Annotated in this window: 30 protein-coding genes; 14 read left to right on the top strand and 16 right to left on the bottom strand. The window is 63.7% G+C overall.

The genetic code is table 11. The annotated features are described in order from the left end of the window. Positions 1–18: 18 nt before the first annotated feature. Positions 19–342, bottom strand: a complete 324-nt coding sequence (locus ACU8HS_RS25410) for a hypothetical protein (RefSeq protein ID WP_447015948.1) — start codon at positions 340–342, stop codon at positions 19–21. Between the two features lie 229 nt (positions 343–571). Next, entirely contained in the window at positions 572–694 is a 123-nt protein-coding gene (locus ACU8HS_RS25415; protein ID WP_447015949.1) for a hypothetical protein, read from the bottom strand. 564 nt (positions 695–1,258) lie between these two features. Here ACU8HS_RS25415 and ACU8HS_RS25420 point away from each other — a divergent pair. Both ACU8HS_RS25420 and ACU8HS_RS25425 read left to right on the top strand, forming a co-directional pair. Beyond that, on the top strand, positions 1,259–2,152 hold the full coding sequence (locus ACU8HS_RS25420) for a DUF3313 domain-containing protein (protein ID WP_447015950.1): 894 nt from the start codon (positions 1,259–1,261) through the stop codon (positions 2,150–2,152). A gap of 240 nt (positions 2,153–2,392) precedes the next feature. Then, positions 2,393–2,962 (top strand): hypothetical protein, encoded by a 570-nt coding sequence (locus tag ACU8HS_RS25425; protein WP_447015951.1) that lies wholly within the window; start codon positions 2,393–2,395, stop codon positions 2,960–2,962. A gap of 18 nt (positions 2,963–2,980) precedes the next feature. On the opposite strand, the gene ACU8HS_RS25430 is transcribed toward ACU8HS_RS25425, so the two are convergent. The 4 genes from ACU8HS_RS25430 to ACU8HS_RS25445 form a co-directional block, all read right to left on the bottom strand. Then, positions 2,981–3,742 (bottom strand): ABC transporter ATP-binding protein, encoded by a 762-nt coding sequence (locus tag ACU8HS_RS25430; RefSeq protein WP_447015952.1) that lies wholly within the window; start codon positions 3,740–3,742, stop codon positions 2,981–2,983. Then, entirely contained in the window at positions 3,739–4,728 is a 990-nt protein-coding gene (locus ACU8HS_RS25435) for a FecCD family ABC transporter permease (protein WP_447016462.1), read from the bottom strand. The genes ACU8HS_RS25430 and ACU8HS_RS25435 overlap by 4 nt, the downstream gene beginning before the upstream one ends. A 47-nt stretch (positions 4,729–4,775) precedes the next feature. Continuing rightward, the gene (locus tag ACU8HS_RS25440; protein WP_447015953.1) at positions 4,776–5,798 is read right to left on the bottom strand and encodes an ABC transporter substrate-binding protein; all 1,023 of its coding nucleotides are present in this window, start codon (positions 5,796–5,798) and stop codon (positions 4,776–4,778) included. 196 nt (positions 5,799–5,994) lie between these two features. After that, positions 5,995–6,978 (bottom strand): zinc-dependent alcohol dehydrogenase family protein, encoded by a 984-nt coding sequence (locus ACU8HS_RS25445; protein WP_447015954.1) that lies wholly within the window; start codon positions 6,976–6,978, stop codon positions 5,995–5,997. Between the two features lie 242 nt (positions 6,979–7,220). On the opposite strand from ACU8HS_RS25445, the gene ACU8HS_RS25450 reads away from it, so the two are divergent. The 4 genes from ACU8HS_RS25450 (at position 7,221) to ACU8HS_RS25465 (ending at position 11,245) form a co-directional block, all read left to right on the top strand. Continuing rightward, positions 7,221–7,514 (top strand): SPW repeat protein, encoded by a 294-nt coding sequence (locus ACU8HS_RS25450; protein ID WP_447015955.1) that lies wholly within the window; start codon positions 7,221–7,223, stop codon positions 7,512–7,514. Then, positions 7,511–8,773: an MgtC/SapB family protein gene (locus ACU8HS_RS25455; protein WP_447015956.1), complete on the top strand. Its 1,263-nt coding sequence runs from the start codon at positions 7,511–7,513 to the stop codon at positions 8,771–8,773. Before ACU8HS_RS25450 ends, ACU8HS_RS25455 begins: the two co-directional genes overlap by 4 nt. Before the next feature lie 143 nt (positions 8,774–8,916). Further along, the gene (locus ACU8HS_RS25460) at positions 8,917–9,741 is read left to right on the top strand and encodes a universal stress protein (protein WP_113414034.1); all 825 of its coding nucleotides are present in this window, start codon (positions 8,917–8,919) and stop codon (positions 9,739–9,741) included. A 13-nt stretch (positions 9,742–9,754) separates the two neighbouring features. Then, positions 9,755–11,245: an acetyl-CoA hydrolase/transferase family protein gene (locus ACU8HS_RS25465; RefSeq protein ID WP_447015957.1), complete on the top strand. Its 1,491-nt coding sequence runs from the start codon at positions 9,755–9,757 to the stop codon at positions 11,243–11,245. A gap of 27 nt (positions 11,246–11,272) precedes the next feature. Here ACU8HS_RS25465 and ACU8HS_RS25470 read toward each other — a convergent pair whose 3' ends face one another. Continuing rightward, positions 11,273–11,722 carry a universal stress protein gene (locus ACU8HS_RS25470; RefSeq protein WP_447015958.1) on the bottom strand — a complete coding sequence of 150 codons (450 nt, stop codon included), beginning with the start codon at positions 11,720–11,722 and terminating at the stop codon, positions 11,273–11,275. Positions 11,723–11,880: 158 nt separating this feature from the next. Next, positions 11,881–12,444: a threonine transporter RhtB gene (locus ACU8HS_RS25475; protein ID WP_447015959.1), complete on the bottom strand. Its 564-nt coding sequence runs from the start codon at positions 12,442–12,444 to the stop codon at positions 11,881–11,883. Between the two features lie 260 nt (positions 12,445–12,704). Here ACU8HS_RS25475 and ACU8HS_RS25480 point away from each other — a divergent pair, with 260 nt between their 5' ends. Continuing rightward, a complete protein-coding gene (locus tag ACU8HS_RS25480; RefSeq protein WP_112568937.1) occupies positions 12,705–12,917 on the top strand; it encodes a hypothetical protein in 213 nt (70 codons plus the stop codon). Positions 12,918–12,929: 12 nt separating this feature from the next. Here ACU8HS_RS25480 and ACU8HS_RS25485 read toward each other — a convergent pair whose 3' ends face one another. The 7 genes from ACU8HS_RS25485 to ubiT form a co-directional block, all read right to left on the bottom strand. Further along, the gene (locus tag ACU8HS_RS25485) at positions 12,930–13,286 is read right to left on the bottom strand and encodes a hypothetical protein (RefSeq protein WP_447015960.1); all 357 of its coding nucleotides are present in this window, start codon (positions 13,284–13,286) and stop codon (positions 12,930–12,932) included. A gap of 23 nt (positions 13,287–13,309) precedes the next feature. Beyond that, positions 13,310–13,492, bottom strand: a complete 183-nt coding sequence (locus ACU8HS_RS25490) for a twin-arginine translocase TatA/TatE family subunit (protein ID WP_112568933.1) — start codon at positions 13,490–13,492, stop codon at positions 13,310–13,312. Between the two features lie 93 nt (positions 13,493–13,585). Further along, a complete protein-coding gene (locus tag ACU8HS_RS25495) occupies positions 13,586–13,825 on the bottom strand; it encodes a hypothetical protein (RefSeq protein WP_447015961.1) in 240 nt (79 codons plus the stop codon). After that, on the bottom strand, positions 13,822–14,244 hold the full coding sequence (locus tag ACU8HS_RS25500) for a hypothetical protein (protein ID WP_112702826.1): 423 nt from the start codon (positions 14,242–14,244) through the stop codon (positions 13,822–13,824). The genes ACU8HS_RS25495 and ACU8HS_RS25500 overlap by 4 nt, the downstream gene beginning before the upstream one ends. Beyond that, positions 14,241–15,158 carry a ubiquinone anaerobic biosynthesis protein UbiV gene (gene ubiV, locus ACU8HS_RS25505; RefSeq protein ID WP_447015962.1) on the bottom strand — a complete coding sequence of 306 codons (918 nt, stop codon included), beginning with the start codon at positions 15,156–15,158 and terminating at the stop codon, positions 14,241–14,243. The genes ACU8HS_RS25500 and ubiV overlap by 4 nt, the downstream gene beginning before the upstream one ends. A gap of 3 nt (positions 15,159–15,161) precedes the next feature. After that, complete coding sequence (gene ubiU / locus ACU8HS_RS25510) at positions 15,162–16,139, bottom strand: ubiquinone anaerobic biosynthesis protein UbiU (protein WP_447015963.1); 978 nt, start codon at positions 16,137–16,139, stop codon at positions 15,162–15,164. Further along, positions 16,130–16,636, bottom strand: coding sequence for a ubiquinone anaerobic biosynthesis accessory factor UbiT (ubiT, locus tag ACU8HS_RS25515; protein ID WP_112758260.1), 507 nt, complete (start codon positions 16,634–16,636; stop codon positions 16,130–16,132). Before ubiT ends, ubiU begins: the two co-directional genes overlap by 10 nt. Before the next feature lie 101 nt (positions 16,637–16,737). On the opposite strand from ubiT, the gene ACU8HS_RS25520 reads away from it, so the two are divergent. Continuing rightward, positions 16,738–18,246: a UbiD family decarboxylase gene (locus ACU8HS_RS25520; protein ID WP_447015964.1), complete on the top strand. Its 1,509-nt coding sequence runs from the start codon at positions 16,738–16,740 to the stop codon at positions 18,244–18,246. Next, positions 18,230–18,868: a UbiX family flavin prenyltransferase gene (locus ACU8HS_RS25525; protein ID WP_112568919.1), complete on the top strand. Its 639-nt coding sequence runs from the start codon at positions 18,230–18,232 to the stop codon at positions 18,866–18,868. The genes ACU8HS_RS25520 and ACU8HS_RS25525 overlap by 17 nt, the downstream gene beginning before the upstream one ends. Here the strand turns inward: ACU8HS_RS25525 and ACU8HS_RS25530 are convergent. Beyond that, positions 18,823–19,503: an NnrU family protein gene (locus tag ACU8HS_RS25530; protein ID WP_447015965.1), complete on the bottom strand. Its 681-nt coding sequence runs from the start codon at positions 19,501–19,503 to the stop codon at positions 18,823–18,825. The two genes, ACU8HS_RS25525 and ACU8HS_RS25530, sit on opposite strands and share 46 nt — an antisense overlap. 216 nt (positions 19,504–19,719) lie before the next feature. On the opposite strand from ACU8HS_RS25530, the gene ACU8HS_RS25535 reads away from it, so the two are divergent. The 5 genes from ACU8HS_RS25535 (at position 19,720) to ACU8HS_RS25555 (ending at position 23,420) form a co-directional block, all read left to right on the top strand. Further along, the gene (locus tag ACU8HS_RS25535) at positions 19,720–20,262 is read left to right on the top strand and encodes an iron transporter (protein ID WP_447015966.1); all 543 of its coding nucleotides are present in this window, start codon (positions 19,720–19,722) and stop codon (positions 20,260–20,262) included. Beyond that, positions 20,262–20,612 carry a cupredoxin domain-containing protein gene (locus tag ACU8HS_RS25540; protein WP_447015967.1) on the top strand — a complete coding sequence of 117 codons (351 nt, stop codon included), beginning with the start codon at positions 20,262–20,264 and terminating at the stop codon, positions 20,610–20,612. The genes ACU8HS_RS25535 and ACU8HS_RS25540 overlap by 1 nt, the downstream gene beginning before the upstream one ends. After that, positions 20,609–21,463 carry an FTR1 family iron permease gene (locus ACU8HS_RS25545; protein ID WP_447015968.1) on the top strand — a complete coding sequence of 285 codons (855 nt, stop codon included), beginning with the start codon at positions 20,609–20,611 and terminating at the stop codon, positions 21,461–21,463. The genes ACU8HS_RS25540 and ACU8HS_RS25545 overlap by 4 nt, the downstream gene beginning before the upstream one ends. Further along, positions 21,460–22,845, top strand: coding sequence for a 4Fe-4S binding protein (locus ACU8HS_RS25550; protein WP_447015969.1), 1,386 nt, complete (start codon positions 21,460–21,462; stop codon positions 22,843–22,845). Before ACU8HS_RS25545 ends, ACU8HS_RS25550 begins: the two co-directional genes overlap by 4 nt. 287 nt (positions 22,846–23,132) lie before the next feature. Then, positions 23,133–23,420 (top strand): hypothetical protein, encoded by a 288-nt coding sequence (locus ACU8HS_RS25555; RefSeq protein ID WP_112702835.1) that lies wholly within the window; start codon positions 23,133–23,135, stop codon positions 23,418–23,420. The last annotated feature ends 69 nt before the right edge of the window (positions 23,421–23,489 follow it).

The following is a 23,489-nucleotide window of genomic DNA, read 5'->3' on the forward strand; positions in this document are numbered from 1 at the left end:
TGGCTGTGGGCTGGGGCTTCATCGCTTGAGCAGCCAAACGGTTTTGCCGTTCTGCGAGGCTTCGATGCCGGCCTTCGTCCGGGTCAGCCGAAGGCATTTTTCCGGGTCTTCCGGCCGCGGCCTTATGCAAATTCCGTTCGGAACGGCCCTCCATGTCGGATTGATGCTGACCAGGCTGTCGCTGATCGTACCGCCGCCATCCGGACGAAATACGAGGATGTTGGAGGCCCTTCGCTTGACGACGACCATCTCCCATGGCTTGCCGTCGGCAATCACGCTGGAAAGAGGTTCTTCGGCGTGCGCCGGTGCGCCGGCCAGAACCGCAAGGGCGAGCAACGGCATGAAAAATCGGCCGACTGGCAAGCGAACTGCAGGCATTTCGTGTTCCTTTGTTTGAATGAGATTCCGGTGGAAGGCCGCGATCGAGGAGCAAAATCGAGCGGCGGAGCATGGTCCTTGCGCCGGCGGGGATCGCAGGGCCGCCGCCCGGCGGGGTCACGCGGCGCGTCTGTCGCAGCGAGCGCCGGCGCAGAGGCCGCGTACCGGAATATTGGCCTGCCGGTTCGCGTCGTCACAGCGCAAGTCGCTCCGAAAGCAAAATGAGCATCACGATCGGACCGCCGAAAAGCGCTCCAAACAGGATCGTTGCGAACAACAGGTTTGCGAGCAGGTGGAGCATGGTCTTGCGCGTCACGGCTGCACGCTAACCCGCGCTGCAGGTTCGAACCGCACGAAACCCGCCTTCATCCCGCCTGTCCCGAGGCTGATCGCCCTTCCCACCCTCCTGAAGATCGGGATGACAGGCCATTGCCGGATGTTGCCCGTTCCCCATGCCGCAGCGAGATATGTGACGGCAATGGAGCTGGATGCGATAGCTGCCAGCCTTGCGGCCGGTCCTGCTGTCCGTTCTGAAGCCATGGCCTGTTCCAAAGTTGAGGACGGGGAAGGTCAGGTCCGTCCTTTGCGCGTTGAACGGATTTCCATTTGGGCTCCAATAATTGCGGAAACATGACCGGTTCCGCCTTTCGGCATGTCGTCTTGCCGTAACGCGAAAGAAACAGATGGATTTGCCTGACGGCGAAGGCCCGGACCCGCCGGTCATCGTGCCGACGGTGTGAAACCGGCAAATGGAGCGGGGCAAGCGAATAGGGGCCTCGATCCGGCTTCAAGATGCCGGGCACGGCGGGCCATGTAATTCTGCGGCAATGGTTCGCTCCGAGTGTCCGGTCATCGTCATGACCGGAGGCCAACGACAGACATGCCCAGCAATTTCCATTCGCGCCGTCGATTTTTCAGCCAGCCGCCTTTCAGGCGTCCATCCAGGGCATTGCTCGTGGGATTCATTGTTTTGCTGGCAGCGGCGACCGGTTCCGGATGCGCTGCCGTACCGCTCAAGGAGGCCGGAGCGCTTGCTTCCTACCAGAAACTCGGTCCGCAGAAGGGGACGTTTGCCAAGAAACGGCTCTATGTCGACGGGCCACAGCTGGCGCGGGTAAAGACGGTTGCCATCGTCCCGACGGTCTTTTCCTTCGGCGCTGCGTCCAAGATCAGGTCCGAAGCCGACCGGTCGATGGTTTCCAACGCTCTCGACCGGGCTCTTTGCGTGGCGCTGAGCGACAAATATCAGATGGTTCCGGCCGGCCAGCCGGCCGATCTGACGATCCGGTCGGTTATCGCCGACATCGTTCCGACCAACAAGGCAGTTGCCGGCGTCGCCACTGTCGTCAGTGTCGGCTCCGGCTTTGCCCTGCCTGTCGGCGTGCCGCGCCTCCCCTTCGGCCTCGGCGGCCTAGCGATCGAAGCCGAAGCGCTCGACGCCGCGGGAACGCAAAATGCCGCGATGCTGTGGTCGCGTGGCGCAAATTCCATTCAGGACAAACCCCGCGTTTCCGAAGTGGGCGACGCCTATGGACTGGCTGCGAAATTCGCCGACGACTTCTCGCGAGTGCTGATTGCCGGAAAGGAGCCGAAGGGATTGAACCTTTCGCTCCCGTCGAGACAACGCGCACGCTCCTGGCTTGGCGGAAAACCGAAATATGCGGCCCGCGAAGCGTTCGGGCGCGCGCCCGGGCTGCTTGGCGCGCTCGCTTCGAGGTACGGCGCTCCGCCGCAGTGGACGGAAAAGAAGCCAAAGCCGGCAATGACGCATTGACGGAAGGGTCGGCGCTGTCCAGCGCGTCTGCAAAGATTTGGGACAGGTGCCAGGAAGATCGGCCGGCTTGCCGGTCGAGGACGGGCAGGGACAGGGCCAGAACCCCGGGCACCGCTCTGCCCGTCCTTTGTCTTAAGGTCACGTCGCAGGCGCAGGCAATGACCTGATGCAACGTTCTTTCCTTTGCATCGGGACACTGTATTCTGATCTCGCCAGACGCATTTCGACGTGAGGAAGACCATGCGGGTCGATAATCGTGACGTTCGTTCGAAGACGGGATCCAGCTTGCCCGGTGACAGGAAGCGTCAGGGCGCGGGATGGCGGAACGGCTGGCGCCACCCGGGATGCGTGGCCTTCAGCGCGATCGTCATTGCCGCACCGCTTTTGAGTACGCCGGCATTCGCGGCCAATGTTCTCGAACGGGCGATCGCGGCCGCGCAGCCCTGCAAGCCACTGAAGGTCAGGCAGCCGGTTTTCGGCGTGAAAGTCGAACTGGGCATCGACCGGCTCGACTTCGTTAAAATCGACACGATCGAAATCAGAGTTGACGGGGATCAGGCCGAGGCAAACGCGCTCGGCACGCTCGCGTGCAAGACGTCGCAGGATTCGCCTCTGGAGGGCGGGTTCTCGGCAAAGGCCCGAGTTCACCTGCAGGCAAATCTCGCCACCTGCGTGACGGAGGCAAGTTCGATTGATATTGTCGAGGCAGGGGGAGAGTTCGGAGACGTTGTCACGACGTTCGAACCGGAGATAGCGGCTGCTCTTCGCAAAGGCGTGGAGAACGCGCTGAAAAAGCTCTGCGCCAACTGAAATCGCAGGGCAGCATCGTCAACGGCGATAGTGGATGTGTGGCCGGGCATGGTAGGGCGAGATCTCGACGTGGGCGTCCACCGAGAAAACGTCCCTGAGCATCTCCTTGGTCAATACGTCGGCCGGCGTGCCGGACGCGACAATCTTCCCGCCTTGCATGACGATCAGCGCGTCGCAGAACATGGCCGCGTGGTTGAGGTCGTGCAGCGCGATGATGCTGGTGACGGGCAGGCTGGACACGAGCCGCATGAGGCCGATCTGGTGCTGGATATCGAGATGGTTGGTCGGTTCGTCGAGGATCAGTTCTTTCGGTGATTGTGCCAGAGCCCTCGCAATGTGGGCGCGCTGCTTTTCCCCGCCGGACAGGCTCTGCCAGCGATCGTGCCTATTGCGGCTCATTCCGGCCCGCTCCAGCGCTTCCTCGACAGCCTGATCGTCGGCAAGCGTCCAGCCGGAAAACATCGAACGGTGCGGAAAGCGTCCGAGTTTGACGACATCCACGACCCTGAGATTGGCGTTGGTCGTTGCATGCTGTTCGACGAAGGCAACGCGCTGCGCGATCGTGCGGCGCCCGATGGCCCCTATGTCCTTGCGATCGAGCAAGATGCGCCCGGAATGGGGGCGCTTCAGGCCGGCGAGAAGCCGCAGCAGCGATGTCTTGCCGGAGCCGTTCGGGCCAAGAAGGCCAAGCATCCTTCCCGGCGGCGCTTCGAAGGAGACGCCGTCTAGAATGGTCTTCCTGCCAATTTTCCAGACGAGGTTTTCTGCCTTGATACTCATGATGCGCGCTGGAACCGGTAGAGAATGACGGAGAAGAAGGGCACGCCGACCAGCGCCGTGACGACCCCGATCGGCAGGACCTGTTGCGGGATGAGGGCACGTGAGGCAATGTCGGCAAGCACCATGAAGATTGCGCCGGCGACGGCGCAAGCCGGGAGAAGCCGGACATGGAGCGGCCCGACGACGAAACGCGCCGCATGCGGTACGACAAGGCCGACGAAGCCGATCGAGCCCACCATGCTGACGATCGTGGCCGTCATCATCGCTGTCAGCGCAAACAGGACGATGCGGGTCCGGCCGACGTTGACCCCGAGGGATGCGGCCGCTTCGTCGCCAAAGGCAAAAGCATCCAGAACCCTTGCATGGAGCAGGCAGACGGCGAGCCCGAAACCGATGACGACCGAAACCAGCGCAAACTCCGGCCAGCGCACGCCGCCGAAACTGCCGAGCAGCCAGAACATGACGTCGCGGGCCTGCTGCGCATTGGCTGATGTCGTGACGATGTAGGATGTGGCGGCGTTGAAGAGCTGCGAAGCGGCAACGCCGGCGAGAATCGTCCGGTCGGCGCCGCCACGCGTGCCGTTGGACAGTAGCGCTACGAAAAGGAAGGCCGCAAATGCGCCGGCAAACGCCCCGGCCGACAACGAAACCGCGCCCGCACCGAGGCCGAGAATGACGATGGCGACCGCGCCGGTGGATGCGCCGGCGGAGATGCCGAGCACATAGGGTTCGGCCAGCGGGTTGCGCAGCAGCGATTGCATGATCGCACCCGACAGAGCCAGTCCCGCGCCGCAGAAGGCGGCCACGAGCGCGCGGCTGAGACGATAGTCCCAGATCACCGTCTCGTGGATGCGGTTGAGTTCCACGGCCGTCCATCCCAGCCTGTTCGTGATGGCGGCAAACGTCGTTGCAAGCGGGATCGGCAGGTCGCCGATCCCGACGCTGATGCCGACGACCAGGCCGACCGCCGCAAGGGCGGCCAACAGGAGAAGGGCGAAAAGGACGGCCTGCCGGAGCGGACGGTTCGAGGCGGTCACTTGATCAGGCCGCGTGCTTTCAGCTGCGCGGCCACCTGCTCCGCGCCGTAGATCGTGCGGATCGTCGGGTTCATGGCCTGGCCGTCCATGACGACGATCGCCTTGTTTTTCACCGCCGGCATCTGGCTGACGGCCGGGTCGCTGTTCAGGAAGCTGATCTTGGCCTCAGGCTTGTCGAGTTCCCAGCGGTTGCGGTCGAGATTGGCGACGACGATGACGTCAGGACTGGCGGCAATGATGCTTTCCCATCCGAGCGTCGGCCATTCCGCCTCGGCGGTGATGGCATTCCTGCCGCCGAGCAGATCCGCGATGAAGCCGGATGCCGCGTTCTTGCCGCCCAGATAGGCGTCCGCGGAGGGCGACTGGCTGGAAAACCAGAAGACGTAGGAAAGCTGTTTGCCGTCCCTGGGGGCGTTGGCGCGCAATGTCGCTTCACGCTTCTTGAAGTCGGCGATCAGCGCCTGACCGCGATCGGCGACGTCAAAAATCTGCGAGAGTTCGTCGATCTCCTTGTACAGGAGATCCATGTTCCACAGCTGGTCGCGGCTGCCGTACTGATCCTTGACCTTTTCGGTGCTGAGGCAGGTGCTGGGAGAAACGTAGCTTGGCACGCCGACCTTGTCGAAGTCCTCGCGCTTGGCAACCTTGCTCGTCGGTCCGACCAGGCTGGGCAGGGCGGCGGCCACGAAATCCGGACTCTGCGCCAGAATAGACTCGAAGGTCGGAAATTCAACGGACAGAAGCTTGACCTTCGCATTGGCTTCGGCAAGCTGCGGCAAAACCTTGCTCGGCCAGAATGCGGTACCGGCCATTCTGTCTTCCAGGCCGAGAAGCAGCATGATCTCGGCGCTGTTCTGGCCGAGCCCGATGGCGCGCTCCGGAGCCTTGGCAACAGTGACCTTCGCGCCGCAATTGTCGAGCGTCAGCGGATATCTGGTTGGCTCCGACAATGCCGGCGTGGCGATCAGGCCGAGTGCGGCGGCAAGCGCGGGAGCCGTGAGAGACTTGAAAACCTTCATGAAACGTCCTGTTCTTCGAGTCCCCGACATGGGGATTCTAAGGGCGCGCGCGGTATAACCCGCTTGCCTGCAGAAAAACAAGAGTAATTCAGTCATCTTTATTGACGGCGAAGATTTGCTGGCGCTCTGCGGCGGTCGAGCGGCTTGAGAGCATCACCGTCCGGCCAGTCAGTGGCGTGGTCCGACGCAGGACCCTTCAAGGGACCAGGACCGCCGCTCCGCTCAGGCGGCCGGCACGCAAATCGTCAAGCGCAGCGTTGGCGTCTTCGAGCCGATAGGTCTTCGTGTGGGTGCGCACGCCTGCCTGGCGGGCGACGGGGAAGAATTCCTCGGCGTCTTTCCGCGTCAGGTTGGCGACTGAAACCACACTTCGCTCGCCCCAGATCAAGGCATAGGGCATTGCGGGCAGATCGCTCATGTGAATACCGCCGCAGACGATGCGGCCTCCCTTCCGCACCGCCCTCAACGCCGCCGGCACGAGTTCGCCGACGGGCGCGAAGATGATGGCCGCGTCAAGCGCAACGGGCGGGCGCTCGTCGGAGCCTCCTGCCCAGACGGCGCCGAGACCGCGCGCGAAGCCTTGCGCCGCTTCGTCGCCGGGGCGCGAGAACGCATAGACGTCGCGGCCCTGCCACCGGCAGATCTGCGCGATGATATGCGCGGCCGCGCCAAACCCGTAAAGCCCGATGCGCTTGCCGTCGCCGGCCTTCTTCAGCGAACGCCAGCCGATCAGGCCGGCACAGAGGAGCGGGGCAAGCGCGATCGGATCGGCCTTGCCGTCGAGCGCAAAGGCATAATCGGCATCCGCAACGACGTGGGTGGCAAAACCTCCGTCGCGGGTGTAGCCGGTAAATTGCGGCGCATCGCAAAGGTTTTCCTCGCCGCTGCTGCAGAACGGGCAATGGCCGCATGTATGGCCGAGCCAGGGCACACCGACCCTTTGTCCCAGGCGCGACGGCGCTATTCCTTCTCCCACTGCTTCGACGATGCCGACGATCTCATGGCCGGGAACGAGCGGCAGCTTCGGCCTCGGGAGATCGCCGTCGCAGACGTGAAGATCCGTCCTGCACACCGCGCAGGCTTCGACCCTCAGCATCAATTGGCCCTTTCCCGGCAGGGGATCCGGCCGCTCGACCGGGCGCAGGGGCGCCCCCATGGCCTCCAGGATCATCGCCTTCATGAACTGTTCCTCATCCTCATGATGCCATGATCCCCCAACCGCGGCAAACCGGCATTGACGATCGTCAAAGACGGTTCGCGCCTCCGCTCCTTCACTCCCACGGAAAATTTCCCAGGCGGCATGTTGATCCAGCGCAATGATCGCAGGCGCGTGCCGTGATCGGTTCTGCGGGAGGAGGAGAACGAGAAATGGACGACCCTCGCCGGCAGGACCACGCCGTCCCTCCCTCCGGGATATGGCTCATGGCCACGGCCTGGAGACCGGTGCGTTCCCGTTCGGGCCGTGGTCTTGGCGTTGCCATCCCGCGTGCGGCGGGGACTGCGTCCTACCACCTGCGGGAGGAATGGGTTAACCTGCGGATCGGTATCCGGCTTATCCCTTCGCCATGGGCACGCCATGACGCTGCAAAGCCGTCCTTTGTCTGGAATGCGTTGATTTGCGGCATTCTTCCCGCCGCCCTCGGATCGCTGTTTCGCGACGCGAACCGTCCAGGCGCCGCTGAGGAAAAGACCGGCAGCGACTGGACCGGCCAATGATGACATTGCTGATGACAACGGAAGCATTCCAGCGCCTCAGCCTGGCGCTTGCGATCGGTATCCTGGTCGGCATCGAGCGCGGCTGGCAGGAACGCGAGGCGGCAGCCGGCGAAAGGGTGGCCGGCATTCGCACCTATGGCCTCTCGAGTTTCCTCGGCGGCCTGTGCGGCTTCATTCAGCCGGTGACAGGCCCCATCCTTCCGACGGCTGTGTTCGTGTTCTTTTGCATCACCATCCTCGTTTTCAGCTCCATGCAGGTGGCGCGCGACAAGGATTTCAGCGCGACCGCAGCCATTGCGGCGATAACCGTCTTCGTGCTCGGTTTCAGCGCCGTCGTTGCCGACATGACGACGACGGCAGCGGCCGCCGTTGCCATAACAGTGCTTCTGGCGGCGCGCGAACCCTTGCACGGCTTTCTTCGGCGGCTGACCTGGCTCGAGCTCCGGGCCGCCCTGATCCTGCTGACGATGACGGTCGTCATCCTGCCCATCCTGCCCGACGCGCCGATCGACCCCTGGCAGGCGATCAATCCCTTCGAACTCTGGATGCTGACAATCCTCGTGGGCGCCGTCTCCTTTGCCGGCTATATCCTGATCAGGATCGGCGGCGCACGCGCCGGCATCCTGCTGACCGGCGCAAGCGGCGGCATCGTTTCCTCGACGGCCCTGACGCTTTCCTTTGCCCGTCAGTCGGTCCAGGTGCCCGCTCTCTCCTCCCTGCTGTCGGCCGGGGCAATGCTGGCGGGAGCCGTATCCCTGACCCGGGCGCTGCTGATCTGCGGCGTCGTGGCGCCGGCGGTTCTGCGGGAGCTTGCGCCATTGCTTGCCCCGGCGGCCGCGGTCTTCGTGATTGGCGGCGGGCTTGCCGGAGCGTTGCGGCGCCCGGATAACAGTCCCGATTTCTCGCCGCGAAATCCGCTCGAGGTCATGGTCGCGCTGCGCTTTGCTCTTGTTCTTGCCGTGGTGACGATCCTGACGCGGGCGACCCTGGTCGTTTTCGGAACACAGTCGCTGCCTGTCCTTGCCTTCGTGACGGGACTGGGCGATCTCGACGCGATCACGCTCTCCGTCGCGAAACTCACCTCGATCCAGCTCCCTGCGGAGGTGGCCGCCCGCGCCATAGCGGTCGCCGCTTTCGCCAATCTCCTTGCGAAAGCGGTTCTGGCGGCAGTCACGGGAAGCCTCGCCTACGCGCTTCGTCTGGCGGCCGCGACCGCTGGCGCGGCTCTGGCCGCATTTGCCGGCTTTCTGCTGACGTGAGCTTTGGCATCAGCACTCTCGCAGGGAAGCTGTCCGGCTCGGGCGCGTTGCCTGTCAGAATTGAGGTATGTCAATGCGAGACTGTCAACGGATGCGAAAGTGATGAGGATCAGGCCTTACCATTTTCCGTTCGGAGCCTCCCGATGAAACAGCACCTTTTTCTTCCGCTCCTCACCTATCCGGACATGACGTCCGAGTTCATCATCGCCAATGCGGTCGCACTTGCCCGCCACATGCAGGCAACGCTCACCGTTTGCCCAGTGGTGATCACGATCCCCGATGTTTCCAATGCGCTGTCGTCATTGATCATCGATGCGGCGAAGATGGCGCGGGACGCTGAGGCGCTGAGCCGCAGCCGGGCCTCCGCGCTCACCCAAAGGGCGCTCGAACAAGGCAAGGACGCCTGCGTCGAGGTCTGCGTGCGCGAGATCAAGGCCGGCGAGCCTTTCGTCGCCGAAGCGCTCGCCGAGGCCTCGCGCGCATATGATTTCGTGCTTCTGGAATCGGCGGGCATCTCCCGCCCGATCGTCGAGGCTGTACTCTTTCTCTCCGGCCGGCCGCTCATCCTCTATCCCGCCGCGCCGTTCGGCGGGCGGCTGGACCACGTCGCCATCGCCTGGGACGGGAGCAGGGCTGCCGCGCGCGCCGCCCATGACGCTTCGCCCTTCCTGGAGAGGGCGGCCAGGGTCTGCCTGCTGTCTGTCACCGACGAGAAGCCGCTCAAATCCGATACGGGCGACCAGCTTGTCGAAAACCTGCTCAAGAGCGGGGTGGCGGCGGAGACGGTGCGGGCGCAGGCAGGCAGCGTGCCGATTGGCGAAGTCCTGCAGGCCAGGGCGTTCGAGCGGCGTGCCGATCTGCTCGTCATGGGCGGGTTCGGCCATTCGCGCCTGCGCGAATTCGTGCTCGGCGGCGCCACCGAGGGCGTGCTGGCCAATATCACGCTGCCTGTCCTGCTGTCGCATTGAGGATTGACCTGCCATGTTCAAGGATCGTCTCCGGAGCAAGCAGCTCTGGGATCGCATCGTCGGTGCCGACGAAGCTGCCAAGCTGATCACCGACGGCATGACCGTCGGCATGAGCGGCTTCACCCGCGCCGGCGAGGCCAAGGCCGTGCCGCTCGCCCTGGCGGAAAGGGCCAAGCGTGATCCGCTGAAGGTTACGCTGATGACCGGCGCCTCGCTCGGCAACAATCTCGACCGGACGCTCGTCGAAGCCCATGCCATCGCCCGCCGCATGCCTTTCCAGTCCGACGCGGTCATGCGCAAGGCGATCAACGCCGGCGAGGTGATGTTCATCGACCAGCACCTGTCCGAAACGGTCGAATTTCTGCGCAGCGGCCAGCTGGCACCCGTCGATGTCGCCGTTATCGAGGCAACCGCGATCACCGAGGAGGGCGGCATCGTGCCGACCACCTCCGTCGGCAATTCGGCGAGCTTCGCCATCCTGGCGCCGAAGGTGATCGTCGAGATCAACCTGTCGCAGCCGGAAGCGCTCGAAGGGCTGCACGATATCTATATCCCGACACGCCGGCCAAGCCGCGAAGCGATCCCGGTCGTGACGCCCGACAGCCGCATCGGCACGCCCTTCATCCCGATCTCGCCGGAAAAGATCGCGGCGATCGTCGTCACGCAGAGCGGCGACAGCGCGTCCACGGTCGAAGCGCCGGACGCGGAGACGAAAGCGATTGCCGGCCATCTCACCGAATTCCTGCTCAACGAAGTGCGGCAGGGAAGGCTGACCGAGCGCCTGCTGCCGCTCCAGGCAGGCATCGGCACGATCGCCAACGCGGTCCTTCACGGATTTGCCGAAACGCCTTTCCACGACCTCACCATGTATTCCGAGGTGCTGCAGGATTCGGCCTTCGATCTCATGGACGCCGGCAAGCTGAATTTCGCCTCCGGGTCCTCGATGACCTTGTCGACGGCGAAGCATTTGCAGGTATTTTCCGCGATCGAGCGCTACAAGCGCCAGCTCGTCCTGCGCCCGCAGGAGATCAGCAACCATCCCGAAGTTATCCGACGCCTCGGCATCATCGCCATCAACACGGCGCTGGAACTCGATATCTACGGCAACGTCAATTCGACCCATGTCGGCGGTACGCACATGATGAACGGTATCGGCGGCTCCGGCGATTTCGCCCGCAACGCCTATATGTCGATCTTCGTGACGAAGTCGCTTGCCAGGGACGGCGCGATTTCGCGCGTCGTGCCGATGGTCAGCCATGTCGACCATACCGAGCACGACGTCGACATTCTCGTGACGGAAATCGGTCTTGCCGATCTGCGCGGCCTGGCGCCGCGGGAGCGGGCGGAGGTCATCATCGCCAACTGTGCCCATCCGAACTATCGCGAAGCGCTGGCGGACTATTACAGGCGCGCGCTGCTGCGCGGCGGGCAAACACCGCATCTGATCGAGGAGGCGCTCGGCTGGCACGACAATCTGCGCCGGACGGGGAGGATGTTTGGCTAGTGACCCGGCCCGATCCGACGAAACCCGTTACCGCGCAGGCCGGCCCTGCCCCTGGCCCGCACTCGGTTTGCGATCGACGAGGACCGAGCATTTGGCGTGTCGCACCACGCGGTCGACCACGGCCCCGAAAATATAGTCGGTAATATCCGGCACATGGGTCGACAGGATGATGAGATCGGCCTTCTTTTCCTGCGCGGCGGTCAGAAGCACCCTGGCCGCGCTGCCGGTATGGACCTCCACCAGGGCAGGGATCTTCATCTGCCGGCAGAGCAGGGCGAGCTTCTCCTCGGCATTCTCTATGGCGGCGGTCTCGAAGTCTTCCGGCAGGCTCGCCGCCATGTAGCGCGGGGCGGCTTCCAGGGCGTGGATGACGAAGATCGAGCCGTCCTTGTCGATAAGGCCGGCTGCCCTGTTCAGGATGCGCTCGGCGGTCTCGCGAGGGCCGGTGCCTATTGCGCAGATTATCGTTCGGTACATATCGGATCACTCGCCTCGCCTGCCGGATGATCAGGCAATTCTAGCTGCTCGCACGGACCGTACATTGACCAACATCAAGAAACGGTCCGCCGCCGCACCGGATGCAGGGCAAGACGCAAGGACACAGGCGGGCTGCCCGCGAAAATCTCACATGGCGATCAGGACCACAGCGCGCTGACGGCAAGGGTCAGGGAGAAGGCGACCAGTACCGCGCAGCCGCAATGGCGCACGGCAGGCGGCATTTGTGCGCGGCGTCCGACGAGCAGGCTGCCGAGGCCAAGCCAGATCGCCGACGTTGCCGTCGCGCAGCCGGCGAATATCGCCATCGCGCTCGTCGGTCCCGCCTGGACAGCGGGCACGAGCGTGAGGCCGATGATGATGGCCTTGGGATTGAGCAGGGTGGTGACGAAGAGCTGACCGGCGCCGAGCCTGTTCTGCCCGCCCGCCGGCGCCGGAACCAGGAGCTTGAGGGCAAGATAGAGAACCCAGCTTGCCGAGATCAGCTTGACGGTGCCGGCAATGCCCGGATGGCCGTTGAGGAACGGGGCGGCGATGCCAGACACCGGCACGATGACGACGAGATAGGCAGACACCACCGCGGCGACGAGCGACAGGCACCGCGAAAGCGTCAGCGCTGTGGAAGCCAGGGCCAGAACCGCATTGGTCGGACCTGGAAGGATCAGCAGCGAGACGATGGCGATCGCGAATGTCGGCAGGTTCATCAGATCCGGTCCTTGCGGGTGTTTCTCACCCTTGCCACGAATCCGGACGGACGATTTTGATCTGTGTCAGTTCGAGCGCCGCCCGGTCGGATTGAGATTTGTCAAGGACGGGCAAGGAGAGAGGCGATAGCAATGGCGATCGATATCCGTCCGTCATGCGAAGACGTATGCGCCCTTGTGCCGCGTCAGCGAAGGCGGAGGGGGCTCTCGCATCACCGCGGGGGTATGAAATCCATGTTCGAAAGGCAGCCTGTCCCGCCATGCTTCTGAGAGACCTCGATCCGGCCACCGCCAGGCGCGTTCTGCAGGTCTATGACGGTATTGCGCAGGCGCCCTGGTTCAATCGCAATCGTGCCACCGAATGGGAGCTGCTCAAGCTCGTGCTGCGTCATGTCGCGCGCGACCAGGAGGAGGACTATCTCCGGAAACTGTGTACCCGCGAGGCGTTCGAGCGTTTCTGCCGGAGCGCCTAGCGCGGGGACGGATCAATTCGGCGGGGAAGGGACGGCGGCGATACTGCCGATGCCCTGCCACGTCCACAGCGGCTCCGGCTGTGAATGACCGCGGCGCCAGCGCCTGACGTCGGTTGCGGTGACGACCAGGATTTCGGCATGCTGCGGATCGCATTTGCCATAGGCGAGCGCGATCTCGCAAAAGCTGTGCAGAAACTGGAAAAGCCGCGCTTGGCTGGCGCGCGGCGGCGAGGCGATGCTGAGCAGCGCCCGCCTGGTGACGATGAGAGGCCTGATACGGTCGGCGACCCGAAGATCGATGCGGCCGCACTTTTCCCCCTCGTCGAACCGGGCCGAAACGATCGAATAGGCGGTAGTGGGTTCAGTCATGGCCGAACCCGCCACGATCCGGATCAAGGCCGATCTGCATCGCCGTTCCCATCCGTCTTGCCGCCCTCTTCGTCGTTTATGCCCTTCTTGAAGGCCCGGATCCCGTGTGCGACGTCACCCATGAGTTCGGGAATCTTGCCGCGTCCAAACAGGATGAGGACGATGGCGAGGACGATCAGCCAATGCCAGGCGCTAAAGCTTCCCATTCCAACTACTCCTTGCGATATGGCGAGCTTATGCTTTCCGCTTCGGCCGTGATTGATCTGGCGCAAATGCAACCATGTTTGTGAAATCGGCGGTCAGCCGCCGCGGCTGGCCTGGGCATGGATTGGCGGATATCGATGCCCTCCCGCCGCATTTCCGTCGCCTCCGCGCCGACCGTCCGGCGGGCTGCCGGCATTCGGTTCCCGCGTGGGGATCGGCTGTGGACGCAGGAGCAGCATTTCGAGCGTCGCTCGCGCCTCGCCTGCGGCCGAACTGTCGCAACCCAGGAATTCGAGCATGTCGAGGTGCCGGTCCGGGCGATACTCTGCCGTCATGACGGACGTTCTCCAGCCTCTTTCGTATGAAAGGTTCGCTCCGCGTCAAGAATGTCGTGACGACTTGCGACAAAGGCCTTGAGAAGTTGAGAGCCGATCTTCGCCTGCTTTGCCACATCGTCGAAAATCAGAGCCGCTTCCTCGACCTCGCCGATCTCGGAGGCGGGTCCGAACTGCTCGACTTCCCTCAAAAGCTCCAGCAGCGTGGCGACCTTCGTTCGCTGGCGCAGTGCCGACATGAACAGTTCCTGCACAACGGCAGCTCTTTGCCTCGGCGCCAGATGCGCGAGCAGTTCGCCGATGATGAGGGTGCAGCTGCAGTCGGCGTCGGGGTCCTTCGCAAAGGCCTTTATCTGACGCACGGCAGAGAGGATCCGCCTGTCGCCGGCAGCATTGGTTTTCGCCAGTCTCATGGTCATTCTGTCAAATCCCTTGCGTTCTTGAGGCGCGCGACCCATTCCGCGCCGGTCTTGCCGTGATGGAATCCGTTCGAGAGCGGAATGTCCGGATAGACGTCACGCAGCCTTGCCAGCGCCTGCGCGGGCTCGATCTCTCCAGTGAGAACTTTGCGAAAAGCCCAGGATACCTCGACCATGTCGCAGGTCTGCGGCGACAGTCGGAGCGAACCGACGCCTTGCGCCGCCCATTCGTCGGAGTGCTCCAGCAGGGCCTGACACGTATGCGACAGCGTCTGCACGCCATTCAGGGCAAGAAAGGGCTGTCCCGAGATCGTGTTGACCGCGATGCCATCCGGATCTTCCTGGCAGACGAACTGGCAATTGTCCTTGGTTCGCCCTTTCGAGCGCGCGTGGGCGCAACGCGCGGAAATGGCGAGCGGCATGCGGCCGAAAGCGAAAATCTCCACGGCAATGTCCGGACAGGTCCTGGCAATGGTTGCGACGGACGCGGCCGGAAGCTCGGGCGGCAGGCAGATTGCGGTCGCACCGTTGGATGCCAGAACGCGGGCGGTAGCCGCGTTGTAGACGTTGATGAACGGTCCGACGGTGTGCGGCCGGCCTTTCAGAAGATGGAGGGCGGAGAGATCGTTCGCCTCTACCAGCCGGCTATCCTCCTGGGCGAGCGCCCTTTGATAGTTTGCCTCGCGTTCGAGCGTGACCAGCGCCAGCGTCGAGAGCCTGACGTCCTTTCCGGCGGCCTCCAGCCGGTCGATGACGGCAGCAAGCTCGGCTTCCATGAAATGCAGCCGCTTCGAGCAGATCGTCTCGCCGATGACGACGACATCGACGGGCGCCTCGTCGGCGATCTCGAAATAGAAATCACGCCAGCGGTCGCTCGGCCAGAGATATTGGAGCGGGCCAAGTGTGAGCTTCATCACCTACCTCCACCGCTTCTCGTAGGCGCCGTGGGTCGTTTCCAGCCCTTCGCTGAGGGCCTTCAGGCGGGCCATCAGAGCCGGACGTTCGGCAGGTGCTGCTTCCATCGTCGCACGGAGCGTGGAGACGACCTGCGAAATATAGGCCTTGCCGCGTTGGCGTCCCTCGACCTTCAGCGCCGTGACGCCGGCTGCCCGCAGTTCGTCCAGCTGATCCATGACGTCGAGGGAAACCGGATCCTCGAAGGCATAGGTCTTGCTCTTGCCGATCTCAAAGCGTCCCTTGCACAAGGTCGGATAACCGGCCGGCTCCTTCTCGGAGAACCTGTTGATCGTAAATCCGCCGAGTTCCGACACCATGTCCCTGCCCTCCTGGCGGTAGCGGACATGGCTTGCCGGCGAGCAGACGCCGTTCATGTTGGGCGATTTTCCGGTTGCATAGGAAGACAGGGAGCATCGTCCCTCCGCCATCACGCAGAGGCCGCCGAAGACAAAGACCTCGAGCTCGCAGGATACTTGCCGGGCGATGCGGGCGATATCGGCGACGGTCAGCGTCCGGGGAAGCACGACGCGGGCGGCGCGGAAACTTTCGACCAGATAGGCAAGGGCGTCCGGATTGGAAGCCGAAGCCTGTACCGAAATGTGCAGGCGCTGATGCGGATGATGTTCGGCAACATGCGCCATCAGCCCGAAATCGGCGACGATCAGCGCGTCCGCCCCGGCCTCGGTCGCCTCCTGCGCCCGGCGATACCAGAGATCCTCCCGCCCTGCCGTCATGAATGTGTTCAGCGCCACGAACGTCTTGACGCCTCGGGTGCGGGCGTAGGAAACAGCCTCCCGCAGCTCCTGCAGATCGAAATTCAGGCCTGGAAAGTTTCTGGCATTCGTTTCGTCGCGAAAGCCGCAATAGACGGCATCCGCGCCGGCATCGACGGCTTCTCGGAAGGACGAGGGAGTTCCGGCCGGGCATATCAGTTCCATCTGGCGCCCTCGGCTTTGAGTGCATGGCGCCGGACGGACGAGAGTGCCGCCACGACAGGACGGCGGATCGGCCCCGACATGTCTCCCGCCAGTTTCACCAGATCGATCCCGCTGTCGTCGAGTGCATTTCGAAGCGCGAGCACGGCTTCCATATTGCCGGTCACGGCAAGCTTGCGGGCAAAGAAGACGGCGTCGCCGTCCAGACGGCCCTCGGCAAGGCCGAGCATCAGCAGCAGGGGACCGCTGATCCTGGCATCCGCTTCCGGCGCGCGCCCGCGCCGGTAGGTGCGGATGGTGCCGCCGGCAGGCCGGATCACGAATTCGAAGGCAAGGTCCGAGGGGGCAAAGCCAAAGCACGAATAACGATAGTCCCCGAGCCGGTCGAAGAGCCGGGGGTGGGATTTGAGCACCTGCTGGAACAGCAGGGATGCGGCGCGGGCCGCGATGGGCAACGGCACGATGCCGGCCGCAGCCATCAGGCGGGATGAAACAAGCATTGAGGCCTCTTCTCGTGAGAGTGGCACCCTACGACCTGGAGCCTTCGTCCTGTTTGTTTTTGGACAAAGACAGGAGCGGTTTCCTCGCCGATTGCATCCCCATGTTGAACGATGCGCCCAAGATCAAACGTCATGCCGACCTGCAATTCTTCATGCGTGAACTCGAGCAGCGGCGGCTGCTTCTGTCGGTCGACGAACCCGTGTCGCTCGTCCACGAGCTGACTGCGCTGCACAAGCACGTCCTTGAGGAAAACGGACCGGCCCTCCTCATAAGGGCACCGATCGATGCGGCAGGACGACGCAGTCCCATCCCCGTGCTCGTCAACCTGTTCGGCACCAGGGAGCGCATCGAGCTTGGTTTCGGGGTCGGGGAGGGTGGCCTTGGCCGGTTGGCGGAGGATCTCGCCGATCTCCGCAACCCCTCTCCGCCGAAATCGCTTTCGGATGCCCTCGGCAAGCTGCCCCTGCTCAAGGCGGCAAGCCGCATGCGGCCGCGGCACCGACGCACGGCCCTGTCGCAGGCGGTCGTCTACCGGGGTGCGGAGATCGACACCGGCATGCTTCCGGTCCAATGGTGCTGGCCGGGAGAACCGGCCCCGCTGATAACCTGGCCGCTGGTGATAACCTGCGATCCCGACGATCCTGACGACGTCAACGTCGGCATCTACCGGATGCAGGTTCGCGACCGCTCCTCGCTGATCGTGCGCTGGCTTTCCAATCGCGGCGGCGCAAAGCACTTCCGCCAATGGCAGCGACGCGGCCAGGACATGCCGATCGCCGTTGCGATCGGCGCTGACCCCGCAACGCTCCTTGCCGCCGTCATGCCCTTGCCGGAAGGCATGAGTGAAATGAACTTTTCAGGGCTCCTGCGCGCAGCGCGCGCGCAGGTCGTCAACGCGCTGACCGTGCCGCTCGCCGTGCCGGCCTGTGCCGAAATCATTCTGGAAGGGAGCGTGTCGATCGACGAAACCGCGCCGGAAGGTCCCTATGGCGACCACACCGGTTACTACAACAGCGTCGAGCCCTTTCCGGTCGTCCGGTTGAGCGCCATCACCATGCGCCGCTCCCCCGTCTACCTGTCGACCTATACGGGCCGTCCGCCGGACGAGCCTTCCCGGCTCGGAGAAGCGATGACGGAACTGATCGTGCCGATCCTGCGGCGCCAGTTTCCCGAAATCCGCGATTTCTGGCTGCCGCCGGAAGCCTGCTCCTACCGCGCGGCGGTCGTCTCCATCGACAAGCGGTATCCGGGACAGGCCCGCCGGGTGATGATGGGGCTCTGGTCGATGCTTCCGCAGTTCAACTACACCAAGCTCATCATCGTGGTGGATGCCGATATCGGGGTCAGGAGCTGGGAGGACGTGATGTGGGCCGTCTCTACGCGGTTCGACGCCGCGCGCGACCTGACGGTCATCGAAAACACGCCGATCGACTATCTCGATTTCGCCTCTCCCCGGGCAGGCCTTGGAACGAAGATGGGTCTCGACGCCACCCGCAAGATCGGAGCGGAGAGCGACCGCGAATGGGGGCGCGAGCTTATCATGCCGGCAGACATTGCCGCGCGCGCGGCAACAATATGGGAAAGGATCAAACGTGACATCGCTTCATGAGCAGCGCGACGTCGTTCTGGCCGTTACCGGCGCCTCCGGTGCGGCTATCGGCCTCGCCATCCTCGATCTTTTGTGCGGGCTCGACATGCGCGTACATCTTGTCGTCTCGCAAAGCGGCAAGCGGACCCTTCTGCACGAGGTCGGGGCCGAAGTCCACGACCGGATGCTGCCGAAGGCCTACAGAAGCTACGACAATAGCGATATCGGTGCCACCATCGCCAGCGGCTCGTTTCCTGTCGCGGGGATGATCGTCGCGCCGTGCTCGATGAAGACGCTTGCGGCGATTTCGACAGGCCTTTCGACAAGCCTTGTGGCGCGTGCCGCCGACGTGCAGCTCAAGGAGAGGCGCAGGCTCGTGCTGATGACGCGGGAGACGCCCCTGCATCTTGGACACCTGCGCAACATGACATCGGTCACGGAAATGGGCGCGATCGTGATGCCGCCGGTTCCGGCCTTCTACAATCGGCCGCGGTCGGTGCAGGAGATCGTCGACCACCTTGCCCGTCGCGCCGTCGATCTCCTGGACTTGCCGATCGCACGACAGTCGAGCGCCTGGCCCGGCGAGGCGGACTTCACTCAGCCGAAGACGGAAATCGGATCGGCGCCAAAAAGCAGGGCGTGACCGCCCGCAAGCAGCAGCCAGGCGGTCAGCGCCAGCGTGGCCGCCGCCGCTGCGACAAGAGCGGCGTCCGTTTTCGGCCGGACGCCCGAAACAAACGCCGCCAGGGGCCAGACGGAGGTCTGCGCGGCGCAGATCTCCCAGCGATCGCAAAGGCGCTTCCTCGCCCGGCGCTCGGCCATCGGAATGCCGGCAAGCGCAAACAGTCCAAGGCCGCCAAACAGCAGGAGAGAACGAAGGTCGCCGTTGGCGATGACATGGCCGAGCGCCCAGAGGGCAAATCCCCATTGCACGGGATGCCGGGTAATCCGCACGACCGCGCCGGCCGGTCCCGACGAGCGGATCGAGATGGACAGAGGGTTCGCGCTCATCAGGCCGGCGAGCACGAGAAAACATCCGATCGGCGCGAGCATGAAGGTCATGGCGGCATGCCACGGACGAAGCTCCCATAACGGAACGTAGTCGAGGGCGAGCGCTGCTGTGAAGAGCCAGGCCAGAGCCGCCAAAGAGGCAGCCGAATAAGTGACGATGTAGGCCGGCTTGCCGATCGACCGGATGATGCGAAGGCGAATGTCCGGGATCGCCGGGATCGAATGCAGCATGAGAAAGACGGCAAATGCGCCGATGAACTGGATCATCCGGGTGTTACCTCGCCATGTCGAAGGTGATGTATCGCCACCGGTCCTTCGCGACTTTGACCAAAGTCAAGCAATGAGGATGAGCGAGGGGATTTCCGTTGCGTGGCCGCCAAAGGCTTGCCCCGTGTTAATCCGTGCCTCTTTGCGTTAGCGCAAAGAGCAAGGCGATCGCGCTGTTAAACGTGACGGCAATACTCATCTTTAGGAATTGCCGTCATGCTCCGTGCCACCAGCCTATTTGCCGCTCCTCTCCTTCTCGTCGCAGCGCCGCTTGGCCTGCAGGCTGCCGAATATCCGATCGGCTCGCCCCAGATCACGGCGGGCATGGAAGTGGCGGCCGTCTATCTGCAGCCGATCGAGATGGACCCGCCGGGCATGATGCGCGCCGCAGCGGAATCCGACATCCACCTGGAAGCGGACATCCACGCGACCGCCGACAATACGAACGGCTTTGCGGAGGGCGACTGGCTTCCCAACCTGCATGTGGAATATGTCGTGACAAACCTCGACAACGGCGACGAGCAGGTTGGGGCGCTGGAACCGATGGTCGCCAGCGACGGGCCACATTACGGCGACAACGTCAAGCTGTCGGGACCGGGCCGCTATCAGCTGGAACTCAGCGTTCATCCGGGCGGCCATGGCGAAATGTCCTTCGGCCGCCATGTCGACAAGGAGACGGGCGTTGCGCCCTGGCCGGACGCATTCTCGCTGAAATTCGACTTCGTATTTGCCGGCGTCGGCAAGAAGGGCGGCTATTGATGCGGCCCATCGGCTGGTCGGGACGGCTGCTGGCCGCAGCCATGCTGCTGACGGCACCTTGTCATGCCGCCTTCGCCGAAGACGAAGATCCGGTTTTCCAGGTGCATTTCAGCAACGGCATCATCTCGCCCTCGGTCATCGAGGTGCCTGCGAATACCCGTTTCAAGCTCGAACTGCACAATGACGGTTCGACCCCCATCGAATTCGAGAGCATTCCGCTGCGCAAGGAAAAGGTTCTGGCGCCCGGCGCATCGAGCTTCCTCGTATTCCGTTCGCTCAGCGAAGGAGACTATGCCTTCTTCGACGACTTCCATCTCGACATGCCCCCGGCAAGACTGATCGCCCGATGAACCCGGATCTTACTTTACAGACATTCGAGATCGCCTCGGTGGTCTGGCGGGAAAGCTTCGAGGCCCTGCTGGTCGTCGGGATCCTGCTGACCTGGTCGGTGCGGGCGGTTCCGGCGGCACGCGCGCGGGCAACCCGCTGGATTTTTGCCGGGGCGGGCGCCGGTCTCGTCCTCGCCCTGACGCTTGCCCTCGTCATGAGCAAGGCGGCCGATGTGCTTGAAGGAGATGGCGAGGATATCCTGCAGATGGTGATCGCCGCGTTTGCCGCGGTCCTCATGCTGAGGATGGTGTTCTGGATGCGCGCCATGGAGCGCGGCCAGACCGGAGATCTCGCAATCCAGGCCGTCCGGCATGTGGAGGCCGGCAACTGGCTCGGGCTCTCCGTGCTGGCAGCACTGGCGGTGGCGCGTGAGGGTGCGGAGACGGTCGTTTTCCTGTACGGGCTGACGGCGTCCTCGCAAGGTTGGCAGGCCGGTTTTGTCCTTGCCGCAGGTCTGTTTGGCTTCGTGCTTGCCGCAATCAGCTTCTGGGCGTTCAGGACCGGTTCGAAATTGATCTCCAGGGCGGTGCTTGCACGCATCAGCGAAGTGCTGCTTCTGATCCTCGGAAGCGGGTTGACGATGCTTGTCGTCGACAAGGCGATTTCGCTTGGGCTTGTTTCGCCGATGACGGGACCGCTATGGGATTCAAGCCGCCTGCTTGACGATGGCAGCGGTTTCGGTGCCTTCCTCGCCGGTCTCGTAGGCTACCGGGCACGGCCGGAGCTTTTTCCGCTTCTGAGCCTCGGCTTCTACTGGCTGATCGCGTCCCTGGCCTATGCGCCTCCGCTGACCGGCAAGGCGCCCGCATGACTTCTCATGGTGGCGGCGTGCCGGCGGTTGTCGCCAGGTTCGGCGACGTGCTCCTGCGAAACCAGGCATCCATCCGGCGTCTTCAATGGGCAATGGTGGCAATCTATGCGAGCCTTCTCACGGTTCCGCTGCTGCTGCCGCTTTCCACGCATGCCGATTACCTGTGGAACAATGCCGTCCGGTTTGCACAGTTCGTTTTCTGGGGCGTCTGGTGGCCGTTCGTCATCCTCGCCACGGCGCTGGTGGGCCGCTTCTGGTGCGGCATCCTGTGCCCGGAGGGCGCGCTTTCCGAACTTGCCAGCCAGCACGGCGCCGGCCGGGCAATTCCGGGATGGATGAAATGGTCCGGCTGGCCGGTCGTCTCCTTCATATCGACCACCGTATACGGGCAGCTGACGAGCATCTACCAGTATCCGAAACCCGCCGCGCTGCTGCTCGGCGGCTCGACCTTCGTGGCCATCGTCATCGGCGCGCGCTATGGAAAGGCAAAAAGGGTCTGGTGCCGGTTCCTGTGCCCGGTCAACGGCGTATTCGGCATCGTTTCGAAAATCGCGCCGCTGCATTTCCGGACCGACGCAGACGGCTGGCGCGCCAGTCATCAGCAGCAGGGGCGGTCGAATGCCGTCAACTGCGCGCCGCTCATTCCCATCAAGACCATGCAGGGCGCTTCCGCCTGTCACATGTGCGGCCGGTGTTCCGGATATCGCGGCGCAATCCGGCTTTGCTGGCGCAATCCGGCCAGCGACATCGTCCGCGGCTCCGGTCGGCTCGCGACCATGTGGGAGACGGTTCTGATCGTTCCGGTTCTGCTCGGGCTGGTTCCTGCCGCACTGCATTGGTCCGATAGCGGTCTCTTTCAGGTGATCCGCCTGTGGCTGGTGGAACGATGCCTCGATCTGCAGCTGGCCTGGCCGCTCTCGCTGCGCCTGCCGTGGTGGATCCTGACCGACTATCCCCTGAAGAACGATGTCATGACGTCCGTGGATGCCGCCGCTCTCCTGATGCTTCTGTCGGCTTCGGTCGCGGGGGCCACCGCCCTGTTCGGCATTCCGCTTGCGGCATGCGCAAGGATCCTGCGGATGAAGAGGGGCTTGCCTCACCATCTCGCCCAGGCGCTCATTCCGCTTGCGGCAGCCGGTCTCTTCGGCGGGCTGCTCTCGTTGACCATCTCGCAGCTGCGCTCCGACGGCATCGTCATACCCTGTACGGATCTGTTTCGCGGCGGCCTCGTTCTTGCCGCGGCCGTATGGTCCGTTGTGCTGGCGTTCCGGATTGCGGCGCTCTACGACCCGCGCCGTGCCGCCAGACTATGGGCAACAGTCGTCATGGCCGTTCCGATCGCCTTGTTTTCGGCCGCCTGGATCGCGGCATTTCTCGCCTGAAGCGAAGGTCGAAAAGCCGCTCAGCCCGTCTTGTCCGGCCGGCCCTTGGGCAGGTCGGCGAGACGGACCGGGCGCCTGCGCCTGCGTCTTCTGATCTCCACGGTGAACGGCTTCTGCAATGTGCGCATCGGCATTCCTTTCCTTTGTCCGAAACGCGGCCCGGCGCCGCGAGCCATCACGGGAATCCTACGGCCTTGGGCCTGCATCCTCTTTGAGGGATGTCAAAGACATCGGAGCCCGACCGGTTATGCTCTCATCCGTCATGGACGAAAGAGGAGGGAGCCCGGATGTTGCCGAGGTTCATCACCGCATTCCTGAAATCCTCCGGAGAGACAGGCGTCGTGCTCATGGAACACGACGGCGCGCAGCGCGTGGTCATCATCGATCGCGAAGCCCTGCGGGAGATCAGCAGCCCGCCGCGCGCCGACGAAACCCGGCTGCAGGAAAATGTCGGTACGATATGCGAAATCGCGACATCGAAGATGCTGTTGCAGCCGCAGTCGACATTTTCGCCGATACGCGTATCGAAAGACGACATCGAGGCGTGGAAGGCGTCGCACGACACGCTGCACTGAGGAGAGTCGCGGCAGGATTGCGCCGCCTGATCCCTCCGGCAGTGTATGCAGTTCGACAATCCTGTCGTG

This window comes from Rhizobium sp. KDH_Rht_773_N (assembly GCF_052946295.1).

What these genes read in the sequence shown, in the direction of transcription:
- ACU8HS_RS25410 (WP_447015948.1), bottom strand. Translation starts at nt 342, where the DNA reads ATGCCGTTGCTCGCCCTTGCGGTTCTGGCCGGCGCACCGGCGCACGCC.
- ACU8HS_RS25420 (WP_447015950.1), top strand. Translation starts at nt 1,259, where the DNA reads ATGCCCAGCAATTTCCATTCGCGCCGTCGATTTTTCAGCCAGCCGCCT.
- ACU8HS_RS25425 (WP_447015951.1), top strand. Translation starts at nt 2,393, where the DNA reads ATGCGGGTCGATAATCGTGACGTTCGTTCGAAGACGGGATCCAGCTTG.
- ACU8HS_RS25430 (WP_447015952.1), bottom strand. Translation starts at nt 3,742, where the DNA reads ATGAGTATCAAGGCAGAAAACCTCGTCTGGAAAATTGGCAGGAAGACC.
- ACU8HS_RS25440 (WP_447015953.1), bottom strand. Translation starts at nt 5,798, where the DNA reads ATGAAGGTTTTCAAGTCTCTCACGGCTCCCGCGCTTGCCGCCGCACTC.
- ACU8HS_RS25445 (WP_447015954.1), bottom strand. Translation starts at nt 6,978, where the DNA reads ATGAAGGCGATGATCCTGGAGGCCATGGGGGCGCCCCTGCGCCCGGTC.
- ACU8HS_RS25450 (WP_447015955.1), top strand. Translation starts at nt 7,221, where the DNA reads ATGGCCACGGCCTGGAGACCGGTGCGTTCCCGTTCGGGCCGTGGTCTT.
- ACU8HS_RS25455 (WP_447015956.1), top strand. Translation starts at nt 7,511, where the DNA reads ATGATGACATTGCTGATGACAACGGAAGCATTCCAGCGCCTCAGCCTG.
- ACU8HS_RS25460 (WP_113414034.1), top strand. Translation starts at nt 8,917, where the DNA reads ATGAAACAGCACCTTTTTCTTCCGCTCCTCACCTATCCGGACATGACG.
- ACU8HS_RS25465 (WP_447015957.1), top strand. Translation starts at nt 9,755, where the DNA reads ATGTTCAAGGATCGTCTCCGGAGCAAGCAGCTCTGGGATCGCATCGTC.
- ACU8HS_RS25470 (WP_447015958.1), bottom strand. Translation starts at nt 11,722, where the DNA reads ATGTACCGAACGATAATCTGCGCAATAGGCACCGGCCCTCGCGAGACC.
- ACU8HS_RS25475 (WP_447015959.1), bottom strand. Translation starts at nt 12,444, where the DNA reads ATGAACCTGCCGACATTCGCGATCGCCATCGTCTCGCTGCTGATCCTT.
- ACU8HS_RS25480 (WP_112568937.1), top strand. Translation starts at nt 12,705, where the DNA reads ATGCTTCTGAGAGACCTCGATCCGGCCACCGCCAGGCGCGTTCTGCAG.
- ACU8HS_RS25485 (WP_447015960.1), bottom strand. Translation starts at nt 13,286, where the DNA reads ATGACTGAACCCACTACCGCCTATTCGATCGTTTCGGCCCGGTTCGAC.
- ACU8HS_RS25490 (WP_112568933.1), bottom strand. Translation starts at nt 13,492, where the DNA reads ATGGGAAGCTTTAGCGCCTGGCATTGGCTGATCGTCCTCGCCATCGTC.
- ACU8HS_RS25495 (WP_447015961.1), bottom strand. Translation starts at nt 13,825, where the DNA reads ATGACGGCAGAGTATCGCCCGGACCGGCACCTCGACATGCTCGAATTC.
- ACU8HS_RS25500 (WP_112702826.1), bottom strand. Translation starts at nt 14,244, where the DNA reads ATGACCATGAGACTGGCGAAAACCAATGCTGCCGGCGACAGGCGGATC.
- ubiV (WP_447015962.1), bottom strand. Translation starts at nt 15,158, where the DNA reads ATGAAGCTCACACTTGGCCCGCTCCAATATCTCTGGCCGAGCGACCGC.
- ubiU (WP_447015963.1), bottom strand. Translation starts at nt 16,139, where the DNA reads ATGGAACTGATATGCCCGGCCGGAACTCCCTCGTCCTTCCGAGAAGCC.
- ubiT (WP_112758260.1), bottom strand. Translation starts at nt 16,636, where the DNA reads ATGCTTGTTTCATCCCGCCTGATGGCTGCGGCCGGCATCGTGCCGTTG.
- ACU8HS_RS25520 (WP_447015964.1), top strand. Translation starts at nt 16,738, where the DNA reads ATGTTGAACGATGCGCCCAAGATCAAACGTCATGCCGACCTGCAATTC.
- ACU8HS_RS25530 (WP_447015965.1), bottom strand. Translation starts at nt 19,503, where the DNA reads ATGATCCAGTTCATCGGCGCATTTGCCGTCTTTCTCATGCTGCATTCG.
- ACU8HS_RS25535 (WP_447015966.1), top strand. Translation starts at nt 19,720, where the DNA reads ATGCTCCGTGCCACCAGCCTATTTGCCGCTCCTCTCCTTCTCGTCGCA.
- ACU8HS_RS25540 (WP_447015967.1), top strand. Translation starts at nt 20,262, where the DNA reads ATGCGGCCCATCGGCTGGTCGGGACGGCTGCTGGCCGCAGCCATGCTG.
- ACU8HS_RS25545 (WP_447015968.1), top strand. Translation starts at nt 20,609, where the DNA reads ATGAACCCGGATCTTACTTTACAGACATTCGAGATCGCCTCGGTGGTC.
- ACU8HS_RS25550 (WP_447015969.1), top strand. Translation starts at nt 21,460, where the DNA reads ATGACTTCTCATGGTGGCGGCGTGCCGGCGGTTGTCGCCAGGTTCGGC.
- ACU8HS_RS25555 (WP_112702835.1), top strand. Translation starts at nt 23,133, where the DNA reads ATGTTGCCGAGGTTCATCACCGCATTCCTGAAATCCTCCGGAGAGACA.